We start from the raw sequence: 24,966 nt of genomic DNA, 5'->3' as shown, positions 1-24,966 counted from the left end.
GTGGCGATTGTTCCGGGGCTATCTGGCAAATAGGTGTCGCCTTGTTAGAAGCTTAGGTCAGGGCCGACATTGCGCAACATCACAGACACGATCGCAAGGCAGATTTGATTACCTTTTATGACCGCATTAGGGTGGTGGATCAACCACCGAAACGGAGTTCACCCGCATGCACATTGATTACCTGTGCGATCACCCCGAATTGATTGAAGAACTGGCCACGCTTAACTTCGATGAATGGGGTAAATATCGCCCCGAAGATACCTTGGAGGCGCGTACACAACGCATGCGTGCAGCTTGCGGCAGAGGCGCGATCCCCAGCGTTGTGGTGGCACTCGAAGGTTCTCGCTTGCTCGGCGGCGCACTGCTGATTGAAAACGATCTTAAACTGCGCCCGAACCTGACGCCCTGGCTGGCCGGGGTTTATGTGAAAGCTGAAGAACGCGGACGCGGGGTTGCTTCGCAACTGGTTAACCGTGTGGTTGCAGAAGCGGCGGCGCTGGGCGTGAAGGAGTTGTATCTGTACACCGATGCGGCGCAATCGCTGTATGCACGGTTGGGATGGGAGGTGATTGAGGAAATGGTGTACGAGGAATTGCCGGTGACGGTGATGAAATACACCATTAAACACTGACCCCTAAGCAGCACAAAACTCGTGGTCAGCGGGGTTTCTGTGGCGAGGGGATTTATCCCCGATGGGCTACGCAGTAGCCCCAAAGCCTAAGATTGAAGTGTGTCTGGTGGAATGCAGTTGCATTAACTGGGGCTGCTTCGCAGCCCATCGGGGATAAATCCCCTCGCCACAGGTTTTGTATCTTACCTAATGGATCAGAACGCCAGCTTGTAGCCGATCAACACCAGCATCGTCGCCAGGCACGGGCGCAGGACTTCGTCGGAAATGCGCCCCGTCAGGTGGCTGCCGAGCCAGATGCCCGGCAACGAGCCGATCAGCAGAAAGCCCAACACCCCCCAATCCATATTGCCCATGCTCGCGTGACCGAGGCCTGCAACCAGTGTCAGCGGTACGGCGTGGGCGATTTCGGTGCCGACCAGACGACGGGTTGGCAGCAATGGATAAAGAATGAACAGCGCCACGGTGCCGAGCGCACCCGCGCCAATCGAGGTCAGCGCGACCATGGTGCCGAGGATCAGACCGGTGATCACGGTCAACACGTTCAGGCGCGTACCGCTCGGGTTGTAGTTGCCGCCGGCGCGTCTGTGGGCGAATGCGAGCAGGCGTTTTTTGAAGAAGATCGCCAGCGCAGTGGCGAACAACACAAAGCCCAAGGCTTGTTTGATGATGGCGTTCATCGCATCCGGCGCGGTGTGCAGGGTGCTGAGGAACCACAAGGTCATCGCCACCGCCGGCACGCTGCCGAGGGTCAACCAGCCGGTGATGGCCCAATCGATGTTCTTGTTCTTTTTGTGCACCAGCACGCCGCTGGATTTGGTAATGGCGGCGTACAACAGGTCAGTGCCCACCGCCGTTGCCGGGTTGATGCCGAACCACAGCAGGATCGGCGTCATCAACGAACCGCCGCCGACACCGGTCATGCCGACGATAAACCCCACCACCAGCCCGGCAATCACCAGGCCGAAATTTGCCAATTCCATTAAACCGTCCACAAAAACGACAGGAAAAATCTGGCCCGCAGCATAGCGATTTTTCTTATAACCACATATATCAATGCGGTCTATCGTTATGCCCCAACACACCATTCCCCCTGTAGGAGCTGCCGCAGGCTGCGATCTTTTGATCTTGTTTTTTATACCCCACATCAAAAGATCGCAGCCTGCGGCAGCTCCTACAGAGAGACTGCGTTGTCAGTGCTGGCGGCGGCCCGGTTTGAAGCTGTGGTTGCTGTTGATCCAAACGGTAGCGAGCGCAATCAGCGAGAGGATCAGCAGCGCCCACGGAAACGACATCGCCCCCGCCCGATCCAGCAGCAAGCCACCGAACAACCCGCCGCCGGCAATCGCCACGTTCCACGACGTGGTGAGCATCGCCTGCACCACGTCGACGTGATCGCCCGCCGAGTCCGCCGCGGCGGTCAGCAGCAACGTCGCCGAGCCGCCAAAGGACAAGCCCCACACCGCCATGCACGTGTAAATCAGCCACGGTGACGGCGCCAGCAGCGCCAACACCAGCGCGGTCACGGCAAACACCGCAAGGCTGATCAACGTCAACCAACGCAGCCAGCGATCGACCAGCATGCCGATAATCCAGATGCCCACCAACGAGCACAGGCCAAACACCAGCAGCACCAGATCAACCCGTTCGGCCAATCCGGCCTGCATCAGAAACGGCGCGATGTAGGTGTAAAGAATGTTGTGCCCGAGCATCCACGTCAGCACCACGAACAGCACCGGTCGCACACCCGGCAGACGCAACGATTCAAGCAACGGCAGGCGTTCTTCGCTGGTTTGTCCCGGACGATCCGGCACCGCAATGACGATCCACGCCGCTAACACCAGTGCCAACGCCGACATGATGCCGAACGAAGCACGCCAGCCAATCAGATTACCCAGCCATGTTCCCGCCGGCGTGCCTAATGACAGCGCCACCGGCGTGCCAAGCATAGCAATCGCCAGCGCTCGGCCCTGTTGATGCACCGGCACGATGCCGCGCGCATAGCCGGCCATGATCCCCCACGACAGCCCCGCCGCCATCCCGGCGAGAAACCGCGACGCGAGGGTCAGGCCGTAATGGCTGGAAAACGTGGTGACGGTGTTAAACACCAGAAAACCGCCGACGGTCATCAACAGCACCCGCCGCCGAGGCCAGCCGCGCGTGGCGACGGTCAGCGGAATCGCCGCGACAATCGAGCCCAGCGCGTACAGCGTCACCAGTTGCCCGGCGAGCACCTCGCTGACATTGAGCCCGGCGCCGATTTGCGGCAGCAGGCCGGCTGGCAGAGTTTCGGTGAGGATGGCGATGAAACCGGTCATGGCGAACGCCAGCAACGCGGCATAAGGCAATTTGTCCGAGCGGACGGCGCGGTCAACGCGAGTGAAATCGGCGCTTGCGGGGTCGGTCATGACGGGTGCAGCTCCCTTTCGATCAATAGCGGTGACGGATTGTATACAAAAACCAGGCACACCGTTTGATCAATGTGGGAGCGAGCCTGCTCGCGAATGCGGTCTCTCAGGCGTGGAAGTGTTGACAGAACCACCGCTTTCGCGAGCAGGCTCGCTCCCACATTGGATCTCTGCACGCCACAGGTTTCGTAGAACTCACTGCACTGGGAGGAAATTCAGGAATAGAAGGCTCTGCGCGTAATTCAAACCAATCCGCCGGTAGCGCTCATCAAGCATCTGCGTGATCAGATCCAGCCGCGCGACGATTTTGCCGAACTCGGTGGCAAAGCTGAGGTTGCTGCCCTCCTCCGAAATCTCATTGGAAAACAGCAATGGCTGACCATCCTTGTTCTGCCGTTGCGACAGAATCCACGTGGCTTTTTCGATGTTGCGCGCGGCATTGTGAACGAAGGTCGGGTTGATCGCATCGGTCATGTAGAACTCGGTGCGATTGCCGTGGGCGGTCACCAGCATGCTGCCGATCGCATAGATGAACGCGCCGACGCGGTCACCGCGAAACTCCGGGCTCATCGCGTAGCTCAGCGCCGCGAGATCCTTTCTTCCGCCGAGCACCGGTAATGGCTGCTGCTGTTCAACAGCGAGACGCACCTGTTTCACCGCCACGCTGATACTGAGGAACCCCGATTTTTTCAGCTCTTCTGGATTGCGCAGGTACAGCTTGCCCATCAGGCGGTAGAGGCTGTTGAGGTTGTCGCGCATTGCCAGCGTGGCCATACGGTCGACGCTGGTCTGCATGAATTCCTGCGGCTGGCCGTCACGCATCTGCGCGAAAAAGCCGTTGCCCTCCTGATGGCTGCAACCGCTGAATAACAGCAATGACAGACAGGCGAGCGGCAGGCACGGTCGGCGAAAAAAATCGGCAATCAGCTGAAAAAATCTCGGCATGTAGTCTCGAACAGGCACATTCCTGTGCGGCGGGGGTCACCGCATCCTGGCCATGGATAGAGCCGGGAAATTCGAAAAAGTGCAGTGTGCGAGCGTTGATCCGACCTTTGGCGCTGATCCCTACATCAATTAGTCAGACTTTATTTTGGCAATAAACGATTCATCCGCTATAAATATTCTTCCTACTCACAGATAGCATGACTATTAACCATCCTGTAGGAGCTGCCGCAGGCTGCGATCTTTTGCTTTTATAAAGATCAAAAGATCGCAGCCTTCGGCAGCTCCTACAGGGGAATCCGCGCTGCTTTGAAAACAACAACAAAAAGGAAGGTCAACCATGCTTCAATCCCGACACCTGCTCTCCGGCCTCGGACTGTCCCTGATGATCGCCACCCTTTCCGCCAATGCCGCCGGCCTCAGCGCCGAGCACAAAGCCTTCGGCAAAACCAATGACGGCACGCCCGTCGAGCAATACATCCTGCGCAACAGCCACGGCATGCAAGCCACCGTCATCACTTACGGCGCGACCCTGCAATCGCTCTTGGTGGCGGACAAGCACGGCAAGTTCGACGACGTCGTGCTCGGCTTCGACGATGTGCAGGGTTATCAGAAAGGCACCGCGTATTTCGGCGCGACCATCGGCCGTTTCGGCAATCGCCTGGCCGAAGGTGCGTTCGAACTCGATGGCAAACGCTATCAAGTGCCGCAGAACGACAAGAGCAACGCGCTGCACGGCGGCACGCTGGGTTTCGACAAGAAAGTCTGGAAAGCCCAGGAAACCAAGGACAAGGATTCGGTCGGCGTAACCCTGACGTATCTGTCGGCGGACGGCGAAATGGGCTTTCCCGGCAACCTCACCACCGAGGTCACCTATCGCCTCACCGACAACAACGAGCTGCGTATCGACTACAAGGCCAACACCGACAAACCGACGGTGCTCAACCTGACCAACCACAGTTACTTCAACCTCGCCGGCGCCGGTAATGGCGACATTCTCAAGCAGGTCGCGACCCTGTACGCCAGCCATTACACGCCGGTGACGGCCAAACTGATCCCGACCGGTGAACTCGCGCCCGTTGCGGGCACGCCGATGGATTTCACTAAGCCCACGGCGATCGGCACGCACATCAAGGCTGATCATGAGCAGCTGAAATTTGCTGAGCCGAAACAGGGTGGATTTGATTTCAACTGGGCGCTGGATACCAAGGGCGATGTGAGCAAAGTCGCCACTGAAGTCAGCGATCCACAGTCGGGGCGGCATTTGCAGTTGTTCACTACCGAGCCGGGTGTGCAGTTTTATACCAGCAACTTCCTGGATGGCACGGTCAAGGGTAAGGGCGGCAAGGTGTATCCGCACTGGGGCGCGTTTACGTTGGAAACGCAGCACTATCCAGACTCGCCTAATCAGCCGAACTTCCCGAGCACGCGGCTGGATCCGGGGCAGACTTACAACCACAGCGTGGTGTTGAAGTTCTCCGCGAAATAACTGCCAACACAACATCTGTGATGAGTTGAGTCCCCTGTGGCGAGGGGATTTATCCCCGTTGGGTTGCGCAGCAGCCCCAAAACCAGACAACCGGGTTTGCCTGATACTCCGCGCTGAATGGTTTTGGGGCTGCTGCGCAACCCAGCGGGGATAAATCCCCTCGCCACAATAAATCCCCTCACCATAATAAATCCCTTCACCACAATAAATTCCCTCGCCATCCAAGCGACCTTCGTAAAAAGCGCCTCATCTGCAAGCTTTCGGAACCCCTGGGCTATCCTGCTGCCCACTTAAAGGTATCGACTCTTTCAGATAGGAGGTTTGAATGCGTACCCTTGAATTGGCCGGTGTGCAGGTTCCAGTCATTGGTCAGGGCACCTGGCGCATGGGCGAAGACCGTTCGGCGCACAAGCGTGAAGTGGCGGCGTTGCGCACGGGGATCGAACTGGGCATGACCCTGATCGACAGCGCCGAAATGTACGCCGAGGGCGGTGCCGAATCGGTGGTCGGCGAAGCGATTGCCGGTCTGCGCGATCAAGTGTTTCTGGTGAGCAAGGTCTACCCGCACAACGCCAGCCGCAAAGGCATTCCGCAAGCCTGCGAGCGTAGTCTGCGCCGTCTCGACACTGATTACATCGACCTCTATCTGCTGCACTGGCGCGGCCAGTATCCGCTGGAAGAAACCGTCGAAGCCTTCGAACGTCTGCGCGAAGAAGGCAAGATCGGCCGTTGGGGCGTCTCCAATTTCGACGTCGATGACCTCGAAGAACTCTCCAGTTCGGCCTGCGCCACCAATCAAGTGCTCTACAACCTTGAAGAGCGCGGCATTGAATTCGATCTGCTGCCTTGGTGTCAGCACCAGCGGATGCCGCTGATGGCTTACTGCCCGATCGGTCAGGGCGGCGCGATGCTGGCGGAACCGGTGCTGAAACAGATTGCCGCTCGTCACGGCGTCACCCCCGCGCAGGTTTCGCTGGCGTGGATTCTGCGTCAGGATGGGGTCATTGCGATTCCCAAGGCTGTGCGACCCGAACACGTGCAACTCAATGCACAAGCGGCGCAGCTGCAACTGGAGGCCGGGGATCTGGCGGCGCTGGATCAGGTGTTTCAAGCGCCACAACGCAAGCAGCGGCTGGCCATGGTCTGAGCCGCCGACTGGCGAGGGCTTCGCGATGAGAAGCACGGATCAGAACGACCCGTTCAACCTGCAACGTTTTGTGCTGGCCCAAGACTCGGTGTTCGAGCGGGTGCAGCGCGAACTCGAAGACGGCCGCAAACGCAGTCACTGGATGTGGTTCGTCTTCCCGCAGTTCGCCGGTTTGGGCGGCAGTGAAATGTCCCGACGCTACGCCATCGGTTCCGCCGAAGAAGCGCAGGCCTACCTCGACCATGAATTGCTCGGCGCCCGCTTGCGCACCTGCACGCAGTTGGTGCTCAACGTGCACCAGCGTTCAATCGCGGAGATTTTCGGTCATCCTGACGACCTGAAATTTCACTCTTCGATGACGCTGTTCGCTCAGTTCAGCGCCGACGACAGCCTGTTCGCGCAGGCGCTGGAGCGCTACTTCCACGGCATTCTCGATGAATGGACGCTGCAACTGCTCGACTCAAAACAGGCCCAGTTGCCCACCGATCAGGGTTGAGAAATCGTCGTCGACAAACGGCAGAATCGCATCTGCCACCGGTTGCAGCTGCCGGGTGATGTAGTGGTCGTAGTCGATGGCCGCGCGGCGCACTTCCAGTGGTTCGGGGCCGGCCAAGGTAATGACGTAACTGATCCAGCCACCGTTCTGATATTGCCGTGGCCGACCGTACTGCGTGTTGTATTCGTCGGCCAGCCTCGCCGCGCGCACGTGGGGCGGCACGTTGCGTTCGTAGTCGTCGAGGGTGCGGCGCAGGCGTTTGCGGTAAATCAGCCGATCATCGAACTCACCGGCGAGGGTTTTGCGCACGTAGTCGCGCACGTAATCCTGATACGGCTTGCGCTGGAAAATCCGCTCGTACAGTTCCTGCTGAAATTGCCGGGCCAGCAGCGACCAGTCGGTGCGCACGGTTTCCAGGCCTTTGTAGACCATTTCATCGCTGCCGTCGGCGCGGGTGACGAGGCCGGCGTAGCGCTTCTTGCTGCCCTCCTCCGCGCCACGGATGGTCGGCATCAGAAAGCGTTTGTAGTGAATTTCGAACTGCAATTCGAGGGCGCTTTCCAGGCCGTATTCATCGCGCACATGCTCGCGCCACCAGTTATTGACGTGCTCGACCAGCGCCTGGCCGATCTTTGCCGCTTCTTCCTGACCATGCTGACGGCGCAGCCAGACGAAGGTGGAATCGGTGTCGCCATAGATCACCGCGTGGCCCTGCTCTTCGATCAACTTGCGCGTGCGCAGCATGATTTCGTGACCGCGCAGAGTGATCGACGAGGCCAGCCGCGTATCGAAAAACCGGCAACCGCTGGAACCGAGCACGCCGTAAAAGGCGTTCATGATGATTTTCAGCGCTTGCGACAGCGGTGCGTTGTGCTCGCGTTTGGCGGTCTCGCGACCCTCGGCCACGCGCGAGACGATCGACGGCAGGCAATGACGGGTGCGAGAGAAGCGCGCGCCACGGAAACCCGGTACAGAGTCAGCGTCGTCCGGGTGTTGCAAGCCTTCGATAAGGCCCACCGGATCGATCAGAAAAGTGCGGATGATCGACGGGTACAGGCTTTTGTAGTCGAGCACCAGTACCGACTCGTAAAGACCTGGTTGTGAGTCCATGACGAAGCCGCCCGGGCTGGCCTGCGGCGGGTTGGTACCGAGATTCGGCGCGACGAAGCCCTGCCGGTGCATCAAAGGCATATAGAGATGCGTGAACGCGGCCACCGAGCCGCCGCTGCGATCCGCCGGCAATCCGGTGACGCTGGCGCGCTCCAGCAGAAAAGTCAGCAACTCGGTTTTGGCAAAGATCCGCGTGACCAGTTCGCAGTCCTTGAGGTTGTATTTGGCCAGCGCCGGTTTGTCTTCGGCGAACATGCGGTTGATTTCGTCCATGCGCTGGTACGGGTTGTCGATGGCCTTGCCCTCGCCGAGCAGGGTTTGCGCAACGTTTTCCAGACTGAACGAGGGGAAACTCCAGGTCGCCGACCGCAGGGATTCGATACCGTCGATGATCAACCGCCCCGCTGCCGAAGCGAAATAGTGATTGCGGCTGCCGTGCTCACGCCATTGCATTTCTTCGCCGCCACGGCCGATTTTCAGCGGCACACCGAGGCGCCGCGCGTGCTCGTGAAGGATGCGCAGGTCGAACTGCACGACGTTCCAGCCGATGATCGCGTCGGGATCGTGCAGTGCGAACCAGTCGTTGAGCTTCTTCAGGATGACGGTGCGCGAGTCGCAGTATTCGAGATCAAAGTCGACGATGCTGGCGTCGCCATTCGGTGCGCCGAGCATGTACACCTGACGCTCGCCGCAACCTTCCAGGGCGATGGAATACAACTCGCCATTTTCGGTGGTTTCGATGTCGAGGGAGACCAGGCGCAGTTTCGGTCGGTAATCCGGTGCGGGTTTGAGGTGGGCGTTGAGCAAGGTGCCGTCGGCGTCCGCTGTGCCGCTGAAGAATACCGGCGCGGTGATGAAGCGCTCCATCAGGTAGCGCTCCGGGGGGCGCACGTCGGCTTCGTAAACGTCGACGCCGGCGCGGGTGAGCGCGGTTTCCAGACGCATCAACTGGCCGTGTTGCTGGCAATACAGGCCGAGCACCGGACGATGTTCGAAGTCCTGCAGGGCCAAGGGGCGCAGTTCGACGTTCTTTTCGTCGTGCAGCAAGCGTTCGGCCGCCTCGCGCTGTTCAGCGGGGATAAACGCCACCGACGGTTGATGCGGCAAACGCACACGACGCGGCCCGGCGTCGGTCGCCAACCAGAACTCGACTTCGGTGCCGGCCGGCGTATCACGCCAATGCCGGGTCAGGACGAAGCCCTGCGGTAAATCCACCACTGCAACCTCGGGTATTGAAACAGAGGGGCATTCTACGCTGCCCTTCCAGCGACCGCGGTTTGAGTTTGGATACTTTGTGGTGAGCCACTTATTTGTGGTGAGGGGATTTATCCCCGATGGCCTGCGCAGCGGGCCCGCTTGTAGGTCAAAAGCGGGGCCGCTTCGCGCCCCATCGGGGATAAATCCCCTCGCCACAGATAAATCCCCTCGCTACAGAGGTTCCCTCCAAGAATGGTTGTGTGTTCGGGCTTTTTTTCGGGAAATGACGTTTTTTGCGTGCTATCTGCCGCTTTGTCACCTTGCCCTGCGCCTCAGGGTCTACGATGCTTGGATAACAACGACAACACCTGAGTAACCGCCATGAAGACCGTCGCCCAACTGCTCAAGCTCAAAGATCAGAAAAATCAGGAAGTGCACCAGATCAAACCTGATCACATGGTGCTCGAAGCGCTGATGAAGATGGCCGAGAAAAACGTCGGGGCCTTGCTGGTGGTGGAGAACGACGAAGTGCTGGGCATCATCAGCGAGCGCGATTACGCCCGTAAGCTGGTGCTGCATGGCCGTTCGTCGGTGGGCACGCCAGTGCGCGACATCATGGTCTCGCCGGTAATCACCGTCGATACGCACCAGACCGTCGACACGTGCCTGGGCATCATGTCCGACAAGCGTCTGCGGCATTTGCCGGTGGTGCAGGATGGCAAGTTGATCGGGCTGCTGTCGATTGGTGACCTGGTCAAGGAAGCCATTGCCGAGCAGGCTGAGTTGATCAAACAGCTGGAGCAGTACATTCGCGGGGAGTAGTCCCCGCCCCCCCTTGTAAGGCCGAATCCTGAGGGGATTTATCTGTGGCGAGGGGATTTATCCCCGATGGACTGCGAAGCAGTCCCGCTTGTAAGTCAAAAGCGGGGCCGCTTCGCGCCCCATCGGGGATAAATCCCCTCGCCACAAATAAATCCCCTGACCACAGATCAATCCCCTCACCACAGATAAATTCCCTAGGCAAAGGATTCATTCCCACATTTTGGTTTTGCGTCGGGCTCAGGACGGCCAATGCCGGGCGAACACCGGGGCCAGTACCGGGTGCCGGTCAATGCGTTGCAGCCACGCGTAAAACCCCGGCCGCGTCTGACGCAAATGCTCGCGGCTCCCCGCCCAACGGGTTACCACCGCCGCCAACACATCCAGCGCACCCGGCGTTTCGTCGTCCAGGTACAGCTCGGCGGAGAACTGGTCGGCAAACACTTCCCAACTCCAGTGCAATCGCTCACGGGCGCCGGCCATTAGGTTCTGTCGCGACGCTTCGTCGGGCATCAATAGCCAGCGCTCTGGATAATCGATCACGCCAATCGCTGCGTAACAATTGCTGACGATATAAACCATGCCGCGAATCGCCTGGTCGCGCTCGGCGGCCTCGACTGGCAGCAAACCGGACTTGGGAAAGGTCAAGCCAAGGTGAATCAGAATCGCCGCGCTTTCGGTCAGCGCACTGCCGTCGGGCAATTGCAGGGTCGGGATCTGTTTCAGCGGATTTAGCTTGGCCAGCGCCTCGGCGGCCTCGCTGCTGGCTTCGATATCGATGAAGCGATAGGCGATCTGGCACAGCTCCAGCGCCGCTTCGATGGCGGCTGCGCCGGAATTTCGATGTCCGTAGAGTTGATACATAGCTCCCCCCTTTCGATTGGTTATCCGCCCACTTCAGTTGTAGTGCATTTGCAGCCTTTGGGTCTACCTCCCTGCCCAGTGGGGCTTGAGGGTGTTTGAAATTTATTTTTCAGGCACTGCATCCAAACCGCTCCGCCACGGGTAGTCCCTGTAACAGCCCTCCTCGGCTGTCAGCGGTTTACCCTTTTCGGAGAACACCTGATGAACATCACCCAACTGATTGGCTTCACCGGTTTGCTCGCCGTCACCTCGACGACCTTCGCCCAAAGCAGTTATCCCGATGCGATCAAAGTCCCGGACGGCCACAAGATCGCCATGGAAACCACCGGGGTTGGCGAGATTACTTATGAATGCCGTGACAAACCCAACGCTGCCGGGCAGACCGAGTGGACGTTCGTTGGCCCGAAAGCGGTGCTCAATGATCGCAGCGGCAAGCAGGTCGGCACTTATTTCGGCCCGCCGGCTACGTGGCAGGCCAAGGACGGTTCGAAAGTCACCGGCACACAACTGGCCGTGGCACCGTCGACGCCGGGGAACCTGCCTTATCAACTGGTCAAGGCCAATCCGGCTGAAGGTAAAGGCGCGATGAGTGGTGTGAGTTATATCCAGCGGGTTGCGCTCAAAGGCGGCGTGGCGCCGGGCAGTGAATGCACGGCGGCGAACAAGGGCAAGCAGGAAGTGGTGAAGTATCAGGCCGATTACATCTTCTGGGCGGCGAACTGATCCATGCTTTTGTAGGAGCCGAGCTTGCTCGCGAAAGCGGTAGGTCTGTGACGCACGGGTCAACTGACATACCGCCTTCGCGAGCAAGCTCGGCTCCTACAAGGTTCTGTGTTGTTTTGGGGAATGTGAGCTAGATTGCACGACATGCCTTTAGCCGAATCCGAGTTCGATTACCAAGCCCGCCTCGCCGCCTGTGCCCGGGGCGAGCGTGCGGCCCTGCGCGATTTGTATGTGCAGGAAGGCCCGCGTCTGCTCGGTGTGGCCAAGCGGCTGGTGCGAGACACGGCGCTGGCGGAGGACATCGTCCATGAAGCCTTTATCAAAATCTGGAACGGCGCGGCGGGTTTTGATCCGGCGCGCGGTTCGGCGCGCGGCTGGATGTTCAGCGTGACCCGCCATCTGGCGCTGAATCAGTTGCGCAATCAGGCGCGGGAAACGCCGTTCAACGAAGCGCATGAAATGCCTGTGCACGACGAGGATGCGTTCGACGCCCACGCGCATTCGGCGCGCATTCACCGTTGCCTCGAACAACTGGAGCCGCAGCGCCGCCACTGCATCCTTCACGCCTACGTCGACGGCTACAGCCACGCGCAAATTGCCGCGCGCCTCGACACGCCGCTGGGCACCGTCAAAGCCTGGATCAAACGCAGCCTCACTGCGCTGCGGGAGTGCATGGGATGACCACTGAATCGGCGCAGGATCGAGATGAACTGGCCGGCGAATATGTGCTCGGCACCCTGTCGGCCGAGCAGCGCATCGAGGTGCAACAGCGTCTGCAGCATGACGCCGATTTGCGCGCCGCCGTGGACGCCTGGGAGCGGCGTTTGCTGGAGCTGACGGATCTTGCCGAGCCGCAGCAACCCTCGGCGCAGCTGTGGCGGCGGATCGAACGCAGTGTAGATCGGCTGACGCAGACAGCGCCGGCGACGTCCTGGTGGAATCTGCTGCCGTTGTGGCGCGGGTTGAGTGCTGCTGGTCTGGCGGCGACGTTGGTGTTGGGCGCGATGCTGTTGACCCAGACCACGCCGAAGCCGAGTTATCTGGTGGTGCTGGTGGCGCCGCAGGACAAGGCGCCAGGCTGGGTGATTCAGGCGAGCGACTCGCGGGAGATACAGTTGATTCCGCTGGGTGTGGTCGAAGTGCCGGCGGACAAGGCGCTGGAGTTCTGGACCAAGGCCGATGGCTGGCAAGGGCCGGTGTCGCTGGGGTTGGTCAAACCGGGCGAGGCGTTGCGGGTACCGCTGGATAAACTGCCGCCGCTGCAGCCGAATCAGTTGTTCGAGTTGACGCTGGAAGGCGCCAATGGCTCGCCGATCGGCAAACCGACCGGGCCGATTCAGGCGATTGGCCGCGCAGTAAAAGTCCTCTGACACCACCTGTAGGAGCTGCCGAAGGCTGCGATCTTTTGCTTTTGCCTTTTCAAATCAAGATCAAAAGATCGCAGCCTTCGGCAGCTCCTACACGGGTGTGTTTCAACCATCATTGCTGTCGATCTTTTGATTTTGCCCTTTCAAATCAAGATCAAAAGATCGCAGCCTTCGGCAGCTCCTACACGGGTGCGTTTCAACCATCATTGCTGTCGTTCTTTTGATTTTGCCCTTTCAAATCAAGATCAAATGATCGCAGCCTTCGGCAGCTCCTACACGGGTGCGTTTCAACCATCATTGCTGTCGATGTTCACCATCACGTCAATGAAGTTCTCATAAAAAATCCGCGGCGTAACATCGGCTCCATACCAACCAACAACACCCCGGAGCACACCATCATGAAACGCCAAACTCTTCTCAGCATCGCTTTTTCGGTCTTCGCAGTTAATGCTTTCGCCGCTACCCCAACCCACACGATGATCGCCGCCGACGGCTCGGATCGTCTGTACCAGAACGCTGTTGCGGCAGATGGTTCCGATCGTCTGCAAGGCAACACCGTCGCTGCTGATGGCTCGGATCGTCTGCAAGGCAACACCGTCGCTGCTGATGGCTCGGATCGTCTGCAAGGCAACACCGTCGCCGCTGATGGTTCAGATCGTCTGCAAGGCAATACCGTTGCCGCCGATGGTTCGGATCGTCTGCAAGGCAACACTGTCGCTGAAGGTGGTTCTGATCGTCTGCTTGAACGCCGCGCTGTCTGAATGACTCGCGTCATCGCAACAACCCAGAGAAACCCGGCTCCCGCAGCCGGGTTTTTTATGTCTGCTTGATTTAGTTGGCCTTGGCCATGCAGCGCTTGTAGCGCTCGTCCACGCGTTTGGCGAACCACGCGGTGGTGAGTTTGCGGGTGATTTTCGGACTTTGCAGAACGATTCCCGGCAACACCGCACGCGGCAGCGTTTTACCCTCGGCTTTTTCTGCCAGTTCAAAGACTCGTTGATAGAGTTTGGTCTCTTCGAACTCCAGTGTTTTGCCCTTCTCCAGTTGATCGCGAATGGTTGGGTTACGCATACCCAGCGATTTGCCGAGGGTGCGCACCGCCAGTTCGGTGCTGCCGGGCATGATCGAGTCGTAACGAATCAGGTCGCCGTCCAGCGCCAGCGGAATGCCCGAAGCGCGGCTCACCGCATTTTGAAACGCGGCGTTGCGACTCGCGTACCAACCGGCATTGAAATCCGCGAAGCGATACAGCGGCTCGCGGTAACTCACCGGGTAACCGAGCAAATGCGCGATGCCGAAATACATGCCGCCGCGACGGCTGAACACCTCGCGGCGAATCGTGCCGTCCACCGGGTACGGATAATCCTTGGCGTGTTGCTCGGCAAATTCGATGCTGACCTGCATCGGCCCGCCGGTGTGCACCGGGTTAAAGCCGCCAAACAACGTGCGGCCCATGGGCACCCTGCCGATGAAGTCGTCGAAGATTGCGCTCAACTCCTTCTCGCTGCGCGCGGCGTTGAGGCGTTCGCTGTAGGTCTTGCCATTGGTTGAATTCACCTGCAACGCGCCACTGACCAACAGGCTGGGGATGTGCACTTTGCCGGCGCGACGATCGATTTCGTCGCGGGCGATTTTGCCCAGACCGGGTACGGTGGGGTCAGCCTGAAAAGTGGATTCCTGCTCGGCCACGGCCAGCACAGAGCAGATATTTTGTGTGGTCGGGCTGATGTTTTGCGCGGCGAAAGCGGCATAGATATCGGTGGCCCAGCCTTGGCGATCGGCGATTTTAGCGGGCATCAGCCGAACAATTTCGGCCTTCACTTCATTCGGCGCACGCGGTGCAGGTTCGTCGCTGCGCTGACTGGCGCAACCGGCCAGCACGAGCATGGCGGCGAGGGTGATCAGTAATCGAGGGGTGTGCATGGCGCTCCTTCCAGTCCGTTGAGCCGCGATCACCATACACAATCCGTGTAGGAGCTGCCGCAGGCTGCGATCTTTTGACTTTGATTTTAAAAAACCAGATCAAAAGATCGCAGCCTTCGGCAGCGCCTACGGGGTGTCTTGGAGAGTACTGACAAACTGATTGCAAAACGTTACTGAGAAAACCTATCATTTGCACCTGGAGTCGCATTTGCGCAAGGAGTTCCCGCGCCGCCCTAACTTTTCTCACCGGCCGTGCGCCTCCAGGTACAACAATGCCCGCTCCAGCCCGACTCGCCGTCCCGTTCCGCCCGACGTTGCTCGCCCTGCTGTGCTCCCTGACTGTTACCGCTCACGCCGCCGAAGCTGACAGCAAAGAGCTGGTGCTCGACAACGTCAACATCAATGCCCAAGCCCCAACGCCAAACGCCCTGCCCCCGGTTTACAGCGGTGGTCAGGTCGCGCGTGGCGGTCAGCTCGGCGTGTTGGGTAATCAGGACATGATGGACGTGCCGTTCAGCGCTGCGTCCTACACCGAACAACTGATTCAGGATCAGCAAGCCGAAGACGTCGCCGACGTGCTGCTCAACGATTCGTCGGTACGTCAGGCGTCGGGTTTTTCCAACCAGTCGCAGGTGTTCATGATTCGTGGCCTGCCGCTGAATGGCGACGACATTTCCTATAACGGCCTCTACGGCGTGCTGCCACGGCAGATCATTTCCACCGACGCCCTGGAACGTGTGGAAGTGTTCAAAGGCCCGAACGCCTTTATCAACGGCGTGACCCCGACCGGTTCTGGCATCGGCGGTGGCGTAAACCTGCAACCAAAACGCGCCGGCGACGAGCCGCTGCGTCGCTTCACCACCGACATCAACAGCGAAGGTCGCGTCGGCCAGCACTTCGACATCGGCCAGCGTTTCGGTGAAGACAACCGCTTCGGCGCGCGGATCAACCTGTCGCAGCGTGAAGGCGATACCGGCATTGATCACGAAAACCAGCGCTCGAAACTGTTCGCCATCGGCCTCGATTATCGCGGCGATGCCCTCCGCCTGTCCGGCGATTTCGCCTATCAGAAAGAACGCGTCAACGGTGGTCGCAACTCGGTCAACCTCGGCACAGCCACACACATTCCGGATGCGCCATCGGCTGACACCAACTATGCGCCGAAGTGGGGTTACACCGACATCGAAGACACCTTCGGCATGCTCCGCGCCGAATACGATCTGAACGATAACTGGACTGCCTACGCTGCCGGCGGCGCCAAGCACACCCGCGAAGTCGGGCGCTACAACTCGACCACGCTGGTTGGCAACAACGGTGCTTCGTTCACCACCGGTTCGTTCATCCCCCACGACGAAGACAACACCAGCGTCATGGCCGGCCTCAACGGCAAATTCGACACTGGCGCGGTCAGCCACAAGCTCAACTTCGGCCTGACCGGCATTTGGACAGAACAACGCAGCGCCTACGATTTCGACCTGACCAAATACGCCAACAACATCTATCACCCGGTGGAAACGCCGTCGCCGAACGGTAACTTCTCTGGTGGCGACAACAGCGATCCGGGCATCACCGGCAAGACCTTCAACCGCAGTATCGCGCTGTCCGATACCCTCGGTTTCTTCGACGATCGCCTGCTCGTTACTGCCGGCCTACGTCGTCAGCAATTGGTCGTGCAGGGTTACAGCTACGCCAGCTACGGCAGCGGCCCGCGCTCTTCGAGCTACGACGAATCGATCACCACGCCGGTCTACGGCATCGTGTTCAAACCGTGGGATCACGTGTCGTTCTACGCCAACCACATCGAAGGCCTGGCGCAGGGTCCGACGTCGCCAACCAGCAGCGGCGGCTTCCGCGTGACCAACGGCAACGAGGTTTACGCACCGGCTCGCTCCAAGCAGACCGAGGCTGGGGTGAAAGTCGACATGGGCACGTATGGCGCGAGCCTGGGTGTTTACCGTATCGAGCAACCGAGCGACGGTTACTGCGAGATCGACAGTGCGACCACTTGCACCTACGTGCGTGAGGGCGAGCAGGTCAACAAAGGCGTGGAAATGAACGTCTTCGGCGAACCGATCAGCGGTCTGCGTTTGATCAGCGGCCTGACCTTGATGGACACCGAACTGAAAAACACCCAGAACGGCGCCAACGACGGCAACCGGGCGATTGGCGTGCCGACGTTCCAGTTCAACGCGGGTGCAGATTGGGATGTGCCGGGTCTGCAAGGTGTCGCGCTGAATGCGCGGATGCTGCGTACCGGTGGTCAGTATGCGGATGCGGCGAACAACCTGAGCCTGCCGACGTGGAACCGTTTCGATGCGGGTGCGCGGTATGCGTTCAAGGTGTCGGAGAAGGACGTGACGTTGCGTCTGGGCGTGGAGAACCTGGCGAACAAGAAGTACTGGGAATCGGCTCAGGGCGGTTACCTGACCCAGGGTGAACCGCGGGTGGCGAAGTTGTCGGGGACGATTGATTTCTAAGCCTGAAAAGCCCCTCACCCTAGCCCTCTCCCGGAGGGAGAGGGGACTAACTGAGGTGTTTTTTCGAGGTACGCCGGCGTGTGCCACCGAGTTGGACGCACAGTTTGAAAAGCCCACAAATCGGCCCCCTCTCCCTCGGGAGAGGGCTGGGGTGAGGGGCACGGATCTACGCCACGCATCAGCCCCCAAGCCGAACACCGACCATCTGACCAATCCACTGGCCACCCTCTCCTTCTGATCCATACTTGCTGCACCCCATGCAGAGGACTCTCTCATGCACCGCAGCGACGTATTAATCACCGGCGCCGGCCCCACCGGTCTGGTGCTGGCCCTGTGGCTGAGCAAACTCGGCGTACGCGTGCGCATCATCGACAAAACCTCGGCCCCCGGCACCACATCGCGGGCGCTGGCAGTGCAGGCGCGAACACTTGAGTTGTACCGGCAACTGGATCTCTCCGACACCATCGTGCGCAACGGCCACCGAGTCGCGGCGGCGAATTTCTGGGTCAGTGGCAAACCGGTCGCGAAGCTGCCGCTGAACCGTATCGGCGAGGGCCTGACGCCCTACGCATTTGTCGAAATCTTCCCGCAGGATCAACACGAAAAACTGCTGATCGAACGACTCGAAGACTACGGCGTCACCGTCGAGCGCAACACCACGCTGGAGAGTTTCACCGAGAATGGCGACGGCCTTACCGCGCATTTGCGCCTGCCCGATGGCGAGCAGGAGATCTGCCAGGCCTGTTATCTGGCCGGCTGCGATGGCGCCCGTTCGGTGGTGCGCAAAGCCCTCGACGCCGGTTTCCCCGGCGGTACTTATCAGCAGATTTTCTACGTGGCGGATGTGCAGGCCAGCGGCCCGGCGATGAATGGCGAGTTGCACATCGATCTCGACGAGGCAGATTTTCTCGCGGTCTTCCCTCTGGCCGGCGAAGGTCGCGCGCGGTTGATCGGCACCGTGCGCGATGAACGGGCGCAGCGGGCGGAGACGCTGGAGTTTTCCGACGTCAGCAGCCGCGCCATCGAACACCTGAACGTCCATGTTGAAGATGTCCACTGGTTCTCCACGTATCGCGTGCATCACCGCGTCGCCGAGCACTTTCGCGGTGGCCGGGCGTTTCTGCTCGGCGATGCCGCGCACGTGCACAGCCCGGCTGGCGGGCAAGGCATGAACACCGGCATCGGCGATGCGATCAATCTGGCGTGGAAACTGGCGGCAGTGCTCAGCGGCGCGGCCATGCAGGAGTTGCTCGACACTTACGAAACCGAACGCATCGCCTTCGCCCGCAAACTGGTGTCGACGACCGATAAAGTTTTCAGCTTCGTCACCGCCGAGGGACGTCTCGCCGACCTGCTGCGCACGCGGCTGGCACCGTTTGTGATCCCGAAAATGGCCTCATTCGAGGCCAGTCGCGAATTCCTCTTTCGCACGGTTTCACAAGTCACTCTCAACTATCGCGGCATGCCGCTGAGCCAAGGCGTGGCCGGCCATGTGCACGGCGGCGATCGCTTGCCGTGGGCGCATGATGGTGAGGGGGATAATTACGAACCGTTGCGCCAGCCGTGCTGGCAGGTGCATGTGTACGGCGACACCAGCGACGAGATGATCGCCTGGTGCAATGAACATCATCTGCCGCTGCATGTGTTCGACTGGCGCCCGGCGTTTGAAACAGCGGGATTGGGGCGCAACGGCTTTTACCTGCTGCGCCCGGATACCTATGTGGCGATTGCCGATAACAGCGCGGATCCGAAAGTGATTGAGCGCTACTTCCGCGATCACGGCATCCGACCGTTCTTCAATTACTCCTGACCCAGCGCAAATCCCCTGTAGGAGTGAGCCTGCTCGCGAAGGCGTTGTATCAGCCGACATCAATGTTGACTGATACAACGCCTTCGCGAGCAGGCTCACTCCTACAGTTTTGATTTGCGCTGTTGCTTAGATCCCGGCCAGGGCCAGGTCCATCGCGAAGTAGGTAAAGATCAGATCCGCACCCGCACGCTTGATCGCACCCAGGCTTTCGCGCACCACACGACCCTCATCAATCGCCCCTGCCTGCGCGCCGAACTTGATCATCGCGTACTCGCCGCTGACCTGATACGCCGACAACGGCAAGTTCGAGGCTTCGCGGATATCGCGGATGATGTCCAGGTACGCACCGGCCGGTTTGACCATCAGTGCGTCGGCACCTTCCTGCTCATCAAGCAGCGATTCACGCAGTGCTTCGCGGCGGTTCATCGGGTTCATCTGATAGCTTTTGCGATCGCCCTTCAGCGCGCTGCCACCGGCCTCGCGGAACGGGCCGTACAGCGCCGAAGCGAATTTGGTCGAATAGGCCATGATCGGAATCTGGGTGAAACCGGCCGCGTCCAGCGCCTGACGAATCGCCCGCACCTGACCGTCCATCGCTGCCGACGGCGCAATCACATCAGCGCCAGCGCTGGCCGCTGCCACGGCTTGTTTACCGAGGTTGATCAGGGTCTGGTCGTTGTCGACTTCATGGTTGTGCATCACGCCGCAGTGGCCGTGATCGGTGTATTCGCAGAAGCAAGTGTCGGACATCACGATCATGTCCGGCACAGCGTCTTTGGCGATGCGCGACATGCGCGAAACCAGACCGTCTTCGCGCCAGGTGTCGCTGCCGTTGCCGTCCAGATGATGCGACACACCAAAGGTCATCACCGATTTGATGCCGGCGCGCGCATAGCGCTCGATCTCGCTGGCCAGTTTGCGCTCGGGAATACGCATCACGCCGGGCATGCTTTTGATCGGCACGAAGTCGTCGATTTCTTCTTCGACGAAGATCGGCAGCACCAGGTCGTTCAGGCTGAATTCGGTTTCCTGGAACAGGCTGCGCAGGCTCGCATTGCGGCGCAGACGGCGGGGACGTGCTTCGGGGAACTGACTGGACATGGGGCCTTTCCTGAAAAAACGGCAGATGAGACGAAAGTCGTAGGGGGCGAAGCTTATGCCTTGCGGGGGGTGAGGTACAAACCTGGATCAATCAAGAGAGCGTTACCGGGTACGCAATAATCCCGGATCCTGTAGGAGCTGCCGAAGGCTCGGGCCGCGATCGGACGATCTTTTGATGTTGATTGTTAACAAGATCAAAAGATCGCAGCCTTCGGCAGCTCCTACAGGGGATAGGGGTGTCAGGAGGGGATGGTCAGGCCGCGGATTACGGCTGGGCGGGCGAGGAATTTCTCCAGCACGCGCGTGACGTTCGGGAAGTTCTGAATGCCCACCAAATCTCCGGCTTCATAAAACCCGATCAAGTTGCGTACCCACGGGAACGTGGCGATGTCAGCGATGGTGTAGCGCTCGCCCATGATCCAGTCGCGGCCTTCGAGCCGGCCGTTGAGCACGTTAAGCAGACGCTTGCTTTCCTCGACATAACGATCGCGCGGACGCTTGTCCTCGTAATCCTTGCCGGCGAATTTATTGAAGAAACCAAGCTGACCGAACATCGGCCCGATACCGCCCATCTGGAACATCAGCCACTGAATGGTCTCGTAGCGCAACGCGCCTTCTTGAGCCAACAACTGGCCGCTCTTATCGGCGAGGTAGATCAGGATCGCGCCGGATTCGAACAATGGCAGTGGCTCGCCTTGCGGGCCGTGAGGGTCGAGGATCGCCGGGATCTTGTTGTTCGGGCTCAGCGACAGGAACTCGGGGGACATTTGATCCTGCGTGTCGAAACCCACGCGGTGCGGCTCGTAAGGCAGGCCGATCTCTTCGAGCATGATCGAGACTTTGACGCCGTTGGGGGTCGGCAGGGAATAGAGCTGAATCCAGTCAGGGTACTGCGCCGGCCATTTCTGGGTGATCGGGAACGCGGACAGATCGGTCATGGGTAGCATCCAGTCACAAATTGAAACCCGATATTAATGTAGGAGCTGCCGAAGGCTGCGATCTTTTGATCTTGAGCCTTCAAGCAAGGTCAAAAGATCGCAGCCTGCGGCAGCTCCTGCATCAACCGTAACATTCTGTCGTTAACCTTCCACCTAGCCATTCGTGGTTGCCGTTAGAGTGCTGCGCACTCGAGAAAATCGAACCAAATCGGGTTCAGAGGACTCTGAGCTAAGCCTTTCGCAATGGAAGCGCACTACGACAGGGAACACACCCGGCGCTGGAAGCCCGAGGTGTAAAGGTTTGTCAGCCTTAACCGGACATGCTGAAGAACCTTTTATTTGATGACGAACCTTATGCGTTTCGCCAAACATTTCAAACATCGCGCGTACATGATCCTGCCGTCGTTGATGGCGGTCAGTGCGCTGTTCCTGTCGCTTGAATCCAGTGAAAGTCGCGCGCAACCGGCGGACGGTACGCAGACTCTGGTGTTCCTGCGCCACGCGGAAAAACCCGAGGGCGGTCTCGGCCAGCTTAATTGCCAGGGCCTGAACCGCGCCATCGATCTGTCGACCCTGCTCCCGGAAAAATTCGGCAAGGCCGATTACGTATTCGCCGCCAATCCGACGCGCAATGTCGAGGAAGGCGAGCTGGATAACTCCTACAGCTACATTCGCCCGCTGATGACCATCAGCCCGGCGGCGATCAAGCTCGGTCTACCGGTGAACATCGAGTTCTCCGCCAATGACACCAGCGATCTGGCCCGCGAATTGACTGCCGACAAGTATCACAACTCGACGATCTACACGGCTTGGTCACACGGTTATTTGCCGGAACTGATCAATAAAGTCGCGGGCAACGCGGTGGGCGGTAAGCAGAGCATTACCGATGACTGGTCGGGCGACGATTTCGATTCGTTGTATGTGCTGACGTTGACCTGGCACAACGGTAAGGCCAGTTTGCAGAGCCACAGCTACAAGCAGGGGCTGGATCATGGCAAGGAAACTTGTCCGACCTGAGTCATTTGTTGTCTGACCCGGCCCCATCGCGAGCAGGCTCACTCCTACAGTTGAAATGCGTTCCCCCTGTAGGAGTGAGCCTGCTCGCGATGAGGCCAGTCAATTCAACATCAATCCTTCTGACTCACCCGCCCCCGCAAATACTCAATCACCGCCCCGCTCTCTCCGGCAAACTCAATCCGCCCGCCCTTCTTCTCGCGCTGAAACACATACATCGGGTCGTAATACTCGCGCAGCATCCCTTCGATCCAGCCGCGATGCAGATCCACCGACCCGCTACGCCCCTGCTCGATCAGCGCCTCCTCCATCAACACCAGCAACCGCCGATGCCGCTCGCCACCGAGACGCTTCTGCACGTTGTTCAGGCTCTCCAGCAGCCGCTCCGAGAACAAGGTAAACCCCTCCTCCCCGTGCACCGCCACAAATTCCGCCGACAGATCCACGACGTAATCGCGCAGGATCCGCTCGACGCGATCTTCGAAACTGTCTTCCAGCCAGACCATCGGGTACTGCTGCATGCCCTGATACAGCGGCAGCGGCAAAGCACAACTGCCGACCACCCGGCTCTCATCCTCGAGCACGAACTGCTCGATCCCGGCAGCACGCTTCTTGAGAATGTCGATGGCCAGACGGTTTTCAAAATCGATGTTCGATGGCTGCCCGGTGGCGCGTTTGCCGAAACTGGAGCCGCGATGATTGGCGTGACCTTCCAGATCCAGGCTGTTACGCAACTGCAGCAACACTTCGGTTTTACCGGTGCCAGTCATGCCGCCGAGCAGGACGAAATCACATTGCGCGATAGCTTGCTCAGTGGTGTCGATGAGGAAGTTGCGCATTGCCTTGTAACCACCGCCGACGCGCGGATAGTCGATGCCCGCCTCATCACGCAGCCACTGCTGAGTGATCTGCGAACGCAGGCCACCGCGAAAACAATAGATATACCCTTCAGGATGGGCCCGGGCGAAATCGGTCCAGGCCTGGATGCGCTCGGCCTTCACCGCACCGGACACCAATTGATGGCCCAACTCGATGGCCGCCTGCTGACCGTGTTGCTTGTAGCAGGTGCCGATCTTCTGCCGTTCGAGGTCGTTCATCAGCGGCAGGTTGATCACGCCGGGAAACGCGCCTTTGTGAAACTCGACCGGCGCGCGGGCATCCATCAGCGGCCGGTCGTTGAGGAAAATATCCTGGTAGTCGGTGCAGTCGCGGAGCATCAAATCACCTCGACTGCGTTCGTCTGTCGCTCAACCAGTTCGCCGATCGGCGCCAGGCTCAGACCCAGTTCGGCGGCGACACGAAGGAACTCGGCATCGCCCTCAGGCGTCACGGCAATCAACAGACCGCCGCTGGTTTGCGGGTCGCACAGCACGCGTTTGTGCAGCTCCTGCACGCGGCCGACCTTGCTCGAATAGCTGTCGAAATTGCGCAACGTGCCACCGGGTACGCAGCCCTGATCGAGGTAGTACTCGACGCTGTCCAGACGCGGCACCTTGTCGTAAGCGATGCGCGCGGTCAGTTGGCTGCCGTCAGCCATTTCGACCAGATGGCCGAGCAGGCCGAAACCGGTGACGTCGGTCATCGCCGTAACGCCGGCGAGTTTGCCGAAGCGGCTGCCGGGTTTGTTCAAGGTGCACATCCAGTCGCGAGCCACGCCGACATCAGCAGCGCGCAATTTGCCCTTCTTCTCGGCGGTGGTGAGGATGCCGATGCCCAGCGGTTTGGTCAGGTACAACAGGCAACCGGCGGTGGCGGTGTCGTTGCGCTTCATGTGGCGTTTTTCCACGAGCCCCGTAACGGCGAGTCCGAAAATCGGCTCTGGCGCATCGATCGAATGCCCGCCCGCCAACGGAATCCCCGCCGCGTCGCACACCGAGCGGCCGCCACGAATCACTTCGCGTGCCACTTCTGGCGCCAGCACATTGACCGGCCAGCCGAGGATCGCAATCGCCATCAACGGATCGCCGCCCATCGCGTAGATGTCGCTGATCGCGTTGGTCGCAGCAATGCGGCCGAAGTCGAACGGGTCGTCGACGATCGGCATGAAAAAGTCGGTGGTTGAGACCACACCGCGCTCGGCATCGATCTCGTACACCGCCGCGTCATCACGCGAGGCATTGCCGACCCACAGTTTCGGATCAAGGTTCTGCGCACCGCTGCCGGCGAGAATCACCTCCAGCACCTGCGGGGAAATCTTGCAGCCGCAACCGGCACCGTGGCTGTATTGGGTCAGACGAATCGGCTCGCTCATGTGGGAATCTCTGGCAGTGAATGGGGCGGATTCTAGCAGAGCGCGGGGCCGCAGATTTTTGCGGTGTCTGTGAGGGCCCCTGTGGCGAGGGGATTTATCCCCGCTGGCCTGCACAGCAGGCCCAAATCCAGACAACCAAATTTTTCTGACACACCGATGTGAATGGTTTTGGGGCTGCTTCGCAACCCAACGGGGATAAATCCCCTCGCCACAGGGGTACGACCTGACCCTTGTGGCGAACCAAAAAAAACCGCCCTTGCGG

General features: G+C 59.6%; 22 protein-coding genes. 12 read left to right on the top strand and 10 right to left on the bottom strand.

All coding sequences use genetic code 11. The features are described 5' to 3' along the window. Positions 1-166: 166 nt before the first annotated feature. Complete coding sequence (locus ACIOMO_RS08060) at positions 167-631, top strand: GNAT family N-acetyltransferase (protein ID WP_401239769.1); 465 nt, start codon at positions 167-169, stop codon at positions 629-631. A 194-nt stretch (positions 632-825) separates the two neighbouring features. Here the strand turns inward: ACIOMO_RS08060 and ACIOMO_RS08055 are convergent, their stop codons facing one another. The 3 genes from ACIOMO_RS08055 to ACIOMO_RS08045 all read right to left on the bottom strand — a co-directional run bounded on the left by ACIOMO_RS08055 (position 826) and on the right by ACIOMO_RS08045 (position 3,981). Next, positions 826-1,611: a sulfite exporter TauE/SafE family protein gene (locus tag ACIOMO_RS08055; protein WP_282359301.1), complete on the bottom strand. Its 786-nt coding sequence runs from the start codon at positions 1,609-1,611 to the stop codon at positions 826-828. 210 nt (positions 1,612-1,821) lie between these two features. Further along, entirely contained in the window at positions 1,822-3,036 is a 1,215-nt protein-coding gene (locus tag ACIOMO_RS08050; RefSeq protein ID WP_053121850.1) for an MFS transporter, read from the bottom strand. Between the two features lie 195 nt (positions 3,037-3,231). Beyond that, positions 3,232-3,981, bottom strand: a complete 750-nt coding sequence (locus tag ACIOMO_RS08045; protein ID WP_400646431.1) for a hypothetical protein — start codon at positions 3,979-3,981, stop codon at positions 3,232-3,234. Between the two features lie 337 nt (positions 3,982-4,318). Here ACIOMO_RS08045 and ACIOMO_RS08040 point away from each other — a divergent pair, with 337 nt between their 5' ends. The 3 genes from ACIOMO_RS08040 (at position 4,319) to ACIOMO_RS08030 (ending at position 7,110) form a co-directional block, all read left to right on the top strand. After that, positions 4,319-5,467: an aldose epimerase family protein gene (locus ACIOMO_RS08040; protein WP_053121854.1), complete on the top strand. Its 1,149-nt coding sequence runs from the start codon at positions 4,319-4,321 to the stop codon at positions 5,465-5,467. A gap of 325 nt (positions 5,468-5,792) precedes the next feature. Then, positions 5,793-6,614: an aldo/keto reductase gene (locus ACIOMO_RS08035; protein ID WP_400749396.1), complete on the top strand. Its 822-nt coding sequence runs from the start codon at positions 5,793-5,795 to the stop codon at positions 6,612-6,614. 25 nt (positions 6,615-6,639) lie between these two features. Further along, positions 6,640-7,110 (top strand): DUF1810 domain-containing protein, encoded by a 471-nt coding sequence (locus tag ACIOMO_RS08030; RefSeq protein ID WP_401239763.1) that lies wholly within the window; start codon positions 6,640-6,642, stop codon positions 7,108-7,110. Here the strand turns inward: ACIOMO_RS08030 and ACIOMO_RS08025 are convergent. Further along, positions 7,075-9,435 carry a DNA polymerase II gene (locus ACIOMO_RS08025; protein ID WP_401239760.1) on the bottom strand — a complete coding sequence of 787 codons (2,361 nt, stop codon included), beginning with the start codon at positions 9,433-9,435 and terminating at the stop codon, positions 7,075-7,077. The genes ACIOMO_RS08030 and ACIOMO_RS08025 overlap by 36 nt on opposite strands. Positions 9,436-9,798: 363 nt before the next feature. Between ACIOMO_RS08025 and ACIOMO_RS08020 the strand changes: the two genes are divergently transcribed. Next, positions 9,799-10,239, top strand: coding sequence for a CBS domain-containing protein (locus ACIOMO_RS08020; RefSeq protein WP_053121863.1), 441 nt, complete (start codon positions 9,799-9,801; stop codon positions 10,237-10,239). Positions 10,240-10,476: 237 nt separating this feature from the next. Here ACIOMO_RS08020 and ACIOMO_RS08015 read toward each other — a convergent pair whose 3' ends face one another. Further along, on the bottom strand, positions 10,477-11,100 hold the full coding sequence (locus ACIOMO_RS08015; protein ID WP_053121865.1) for a glutathione S-transferase N-terminal domain-containing protein: 624 nt from the start codon (positions 11,098-11,100) through the stop codon (positions 10,477-10,479). A 201-nt stretch (positions 11,101-11,301) separates the two neighbouring features. On the opposite strand from ACIOMO_RS08015, the gene ACIOMO_RS08010 reads away from it, so the two are divergent. The 4 genes from ACIOMO_RS08010 (at position 11,302) to ACIOMO_RS07995 (ending at position 13,951) form a co-directional block, all read left to right on the top strand. Next, positions 11,302-11,823, top strand: a complete 522-nt coding sequence (locus ACIOMO_RS08010; protein ID WP_053121866.1) for a DUF3455 domain-containing protein — start codon at positions 11,302-11,304, stop codon at positions 11,821-11,823. 144 nt (positions 11,824-11,967) lie between these two features. Then, positions 11,968-12,504: a sigma-70 family RNA polymerase sigma factor gene (locus ACIOMO_RS08005; protein WP_159815760.1), complete on the top strand. Its 537-nt coding sequence runs from the start codon at positions 11,968-11,970 to the stop codon at positions 12,502-12,504. Next, positions 12,501-13,193, top strand: coding sequence for an anti-sigma factor domain-containing protein (locus ACIOMO_RS08000; RefSeq protein WP_401239755.1), 693 nt, complete (start codon positions 12,501-12,503; stop codon positions 13,191-13,193). The genes ACIOMO_RS08005 and ACIOMO_RS08000 overlap by 4 nt, the downstream gene beginning before the upstream one ends. Before the next feature lie 395 nt (positions 13,194-13,588). Then, positions 13,589-13,951: a hypothetical protein gene (locus tag ACIOMO_RS07995; RefSeq protein WP_401239753.1), complete on the top strand. Its 363-nt coding sequence runs from the start codon at positions 13,589-13,591 to the stop codon at positions 13,949-13,951. A 70-nt stretch (positions 13,952-14,021) separates the two neighbouring features. Here the strand turns inward: ACIOMO_RS07995 and ACIOMO_RS07990 are convergent, their stop codons facing one another. After that, positions 14,022-15,113 (bottom strand): DUF1615 domain-containing protein, encoded by a 1,092-nt coding sequence (locus tag ACIOMO_RS07990; RefSeq protein ID WP_401239751.1) that lies wholly within the window; start codon positions 15,111-15,113, stop codon positions 14,022-14,024. A 272-nt stretch (positions 15,114-15,385) separates the two neighbouring features. On the opposite strand from ACIOMO_RS07990, the gene ACIOMO_RS07985 reads away from it, so the two are divergent. Together ACIOMO_RS07985 and ACIOMO_RS07980 are read left to right on the top strand one after the other, a co-directional pair. Beyond that, a complete protein-coding gene (locus ACIOMO_RS07985; RefSeq protein ID WP_401239748.1) occupies positions 15,386-17,590 on the top strand; it encodes a TonB-dependent receptor in 2,205 nt (734 codons plus the stop codon). 274 nt (positions 17,591-17,864) lie between these two features. After that, on the top strand, positions 17,865-19,400 hold the full coding sequence (locus ACIOMO_RS07980) for an FAD-dependent monooxygenase (RefSeq protein ID WP_401239745.1): 1,536 nt from the start codon (positions 17,865-17,867) through the stop codon (positions 19,398-19,400). 126 nt (positions 19,401-19,526) lie between these two features. Here the strand turns inward: ACIOMO_RS07980 and hemB are convergent, their stop codons facing one another. After that, positions 19,527-20,501, bottom strand: a complete 975-nt coding sequence (gene hemB / locus ACIOMO_RS07975) for a porphobilinogen synthase (protein WP_401239743.1) — start codon at positions 20,499-20,501, stop codon at positions 19,527-19,529. Positions 20,502-20,740: 239 nt separating this feature from the next. Beyond that, on the bottom strand, positions 20,741-21,439 hold the full coding sequence (locus tag ACIOMO_RS07970) for a glutathione binding-like protein (RefSeq protein WP_401239740.1): 699 nt from the start codon (positions 21,437-21,439) through the stop codon (positions 20,741-20,743). A gap of 342 nt (positions 21,440-21,781) precedes the next feature. Between ACIOMO_RS07970 and ACIOMO_RS07965 the strand changes: the two genes are divergently transcribed. Continuing rightward, the gene (locus tag ACIOMO_RS07965) at positions 21,782-22,456 is read left to right on the top strand and encodes a hypothetical protein (protein WP_053121884.1); all 675 of its coding nucleotides are present in this window, start codon (positions 21,782-21,784) and stop codon (positions 22,454-22,456) included. A 110-nt stretch (positions 22,457-22,566) separates the two neighbouring features. Here the strand turns inward: ACIOMO_RS07965 and mnmH are convergent, their stop codons facing one another. Then, on the bottom strand, positions 22,567-23,670 hold the full coding sequence (mnmH, locus tag ACIOMO_RS07960; RefSeq protein WP_401239737.1) for a tRNA 2-selenouridine(34) synthase MnmH: 1,104 nt from the start codon (positions 23,668-23,670) through the stop codon (positions 22,567-22,569). Continuing rightward, positions 23,670-24,704 (bottom strand): selenide, water dikinase SelD, encoded by a 1,035-nt coding sequence (gene selD / locus ACIOMO_RS07955; RefSeq protein ID WP_401239735.1) that lies wholly within the window; start codon positions 24,702-24,704, stop codon positions 23,670-23,672. The genes mnmH and selD overlap by 1 nt, the downstream gene beginning before the upstream one ends. Positions 24,705-24,966: the final 262 nt, after the last annotated feature.

The sequence above is a fragment of the Pseudomonas sp. NPDC087804 genome, from assembly GCF_044742965.1.
In the GTDB taxonomy this organism is placed as follows: domain Bacteria; phylum Pseudomonadota; class Gammaproteobacteria; order Pseudomonadales; family Pseudomonadaceae; genus Aquipseudomonas; species Aquipseudomonas rustica.
Note: the sequence above shows the minus strand (reverse complement) of the source record. Positions and strands in the feature narration are given on the sequence as shown.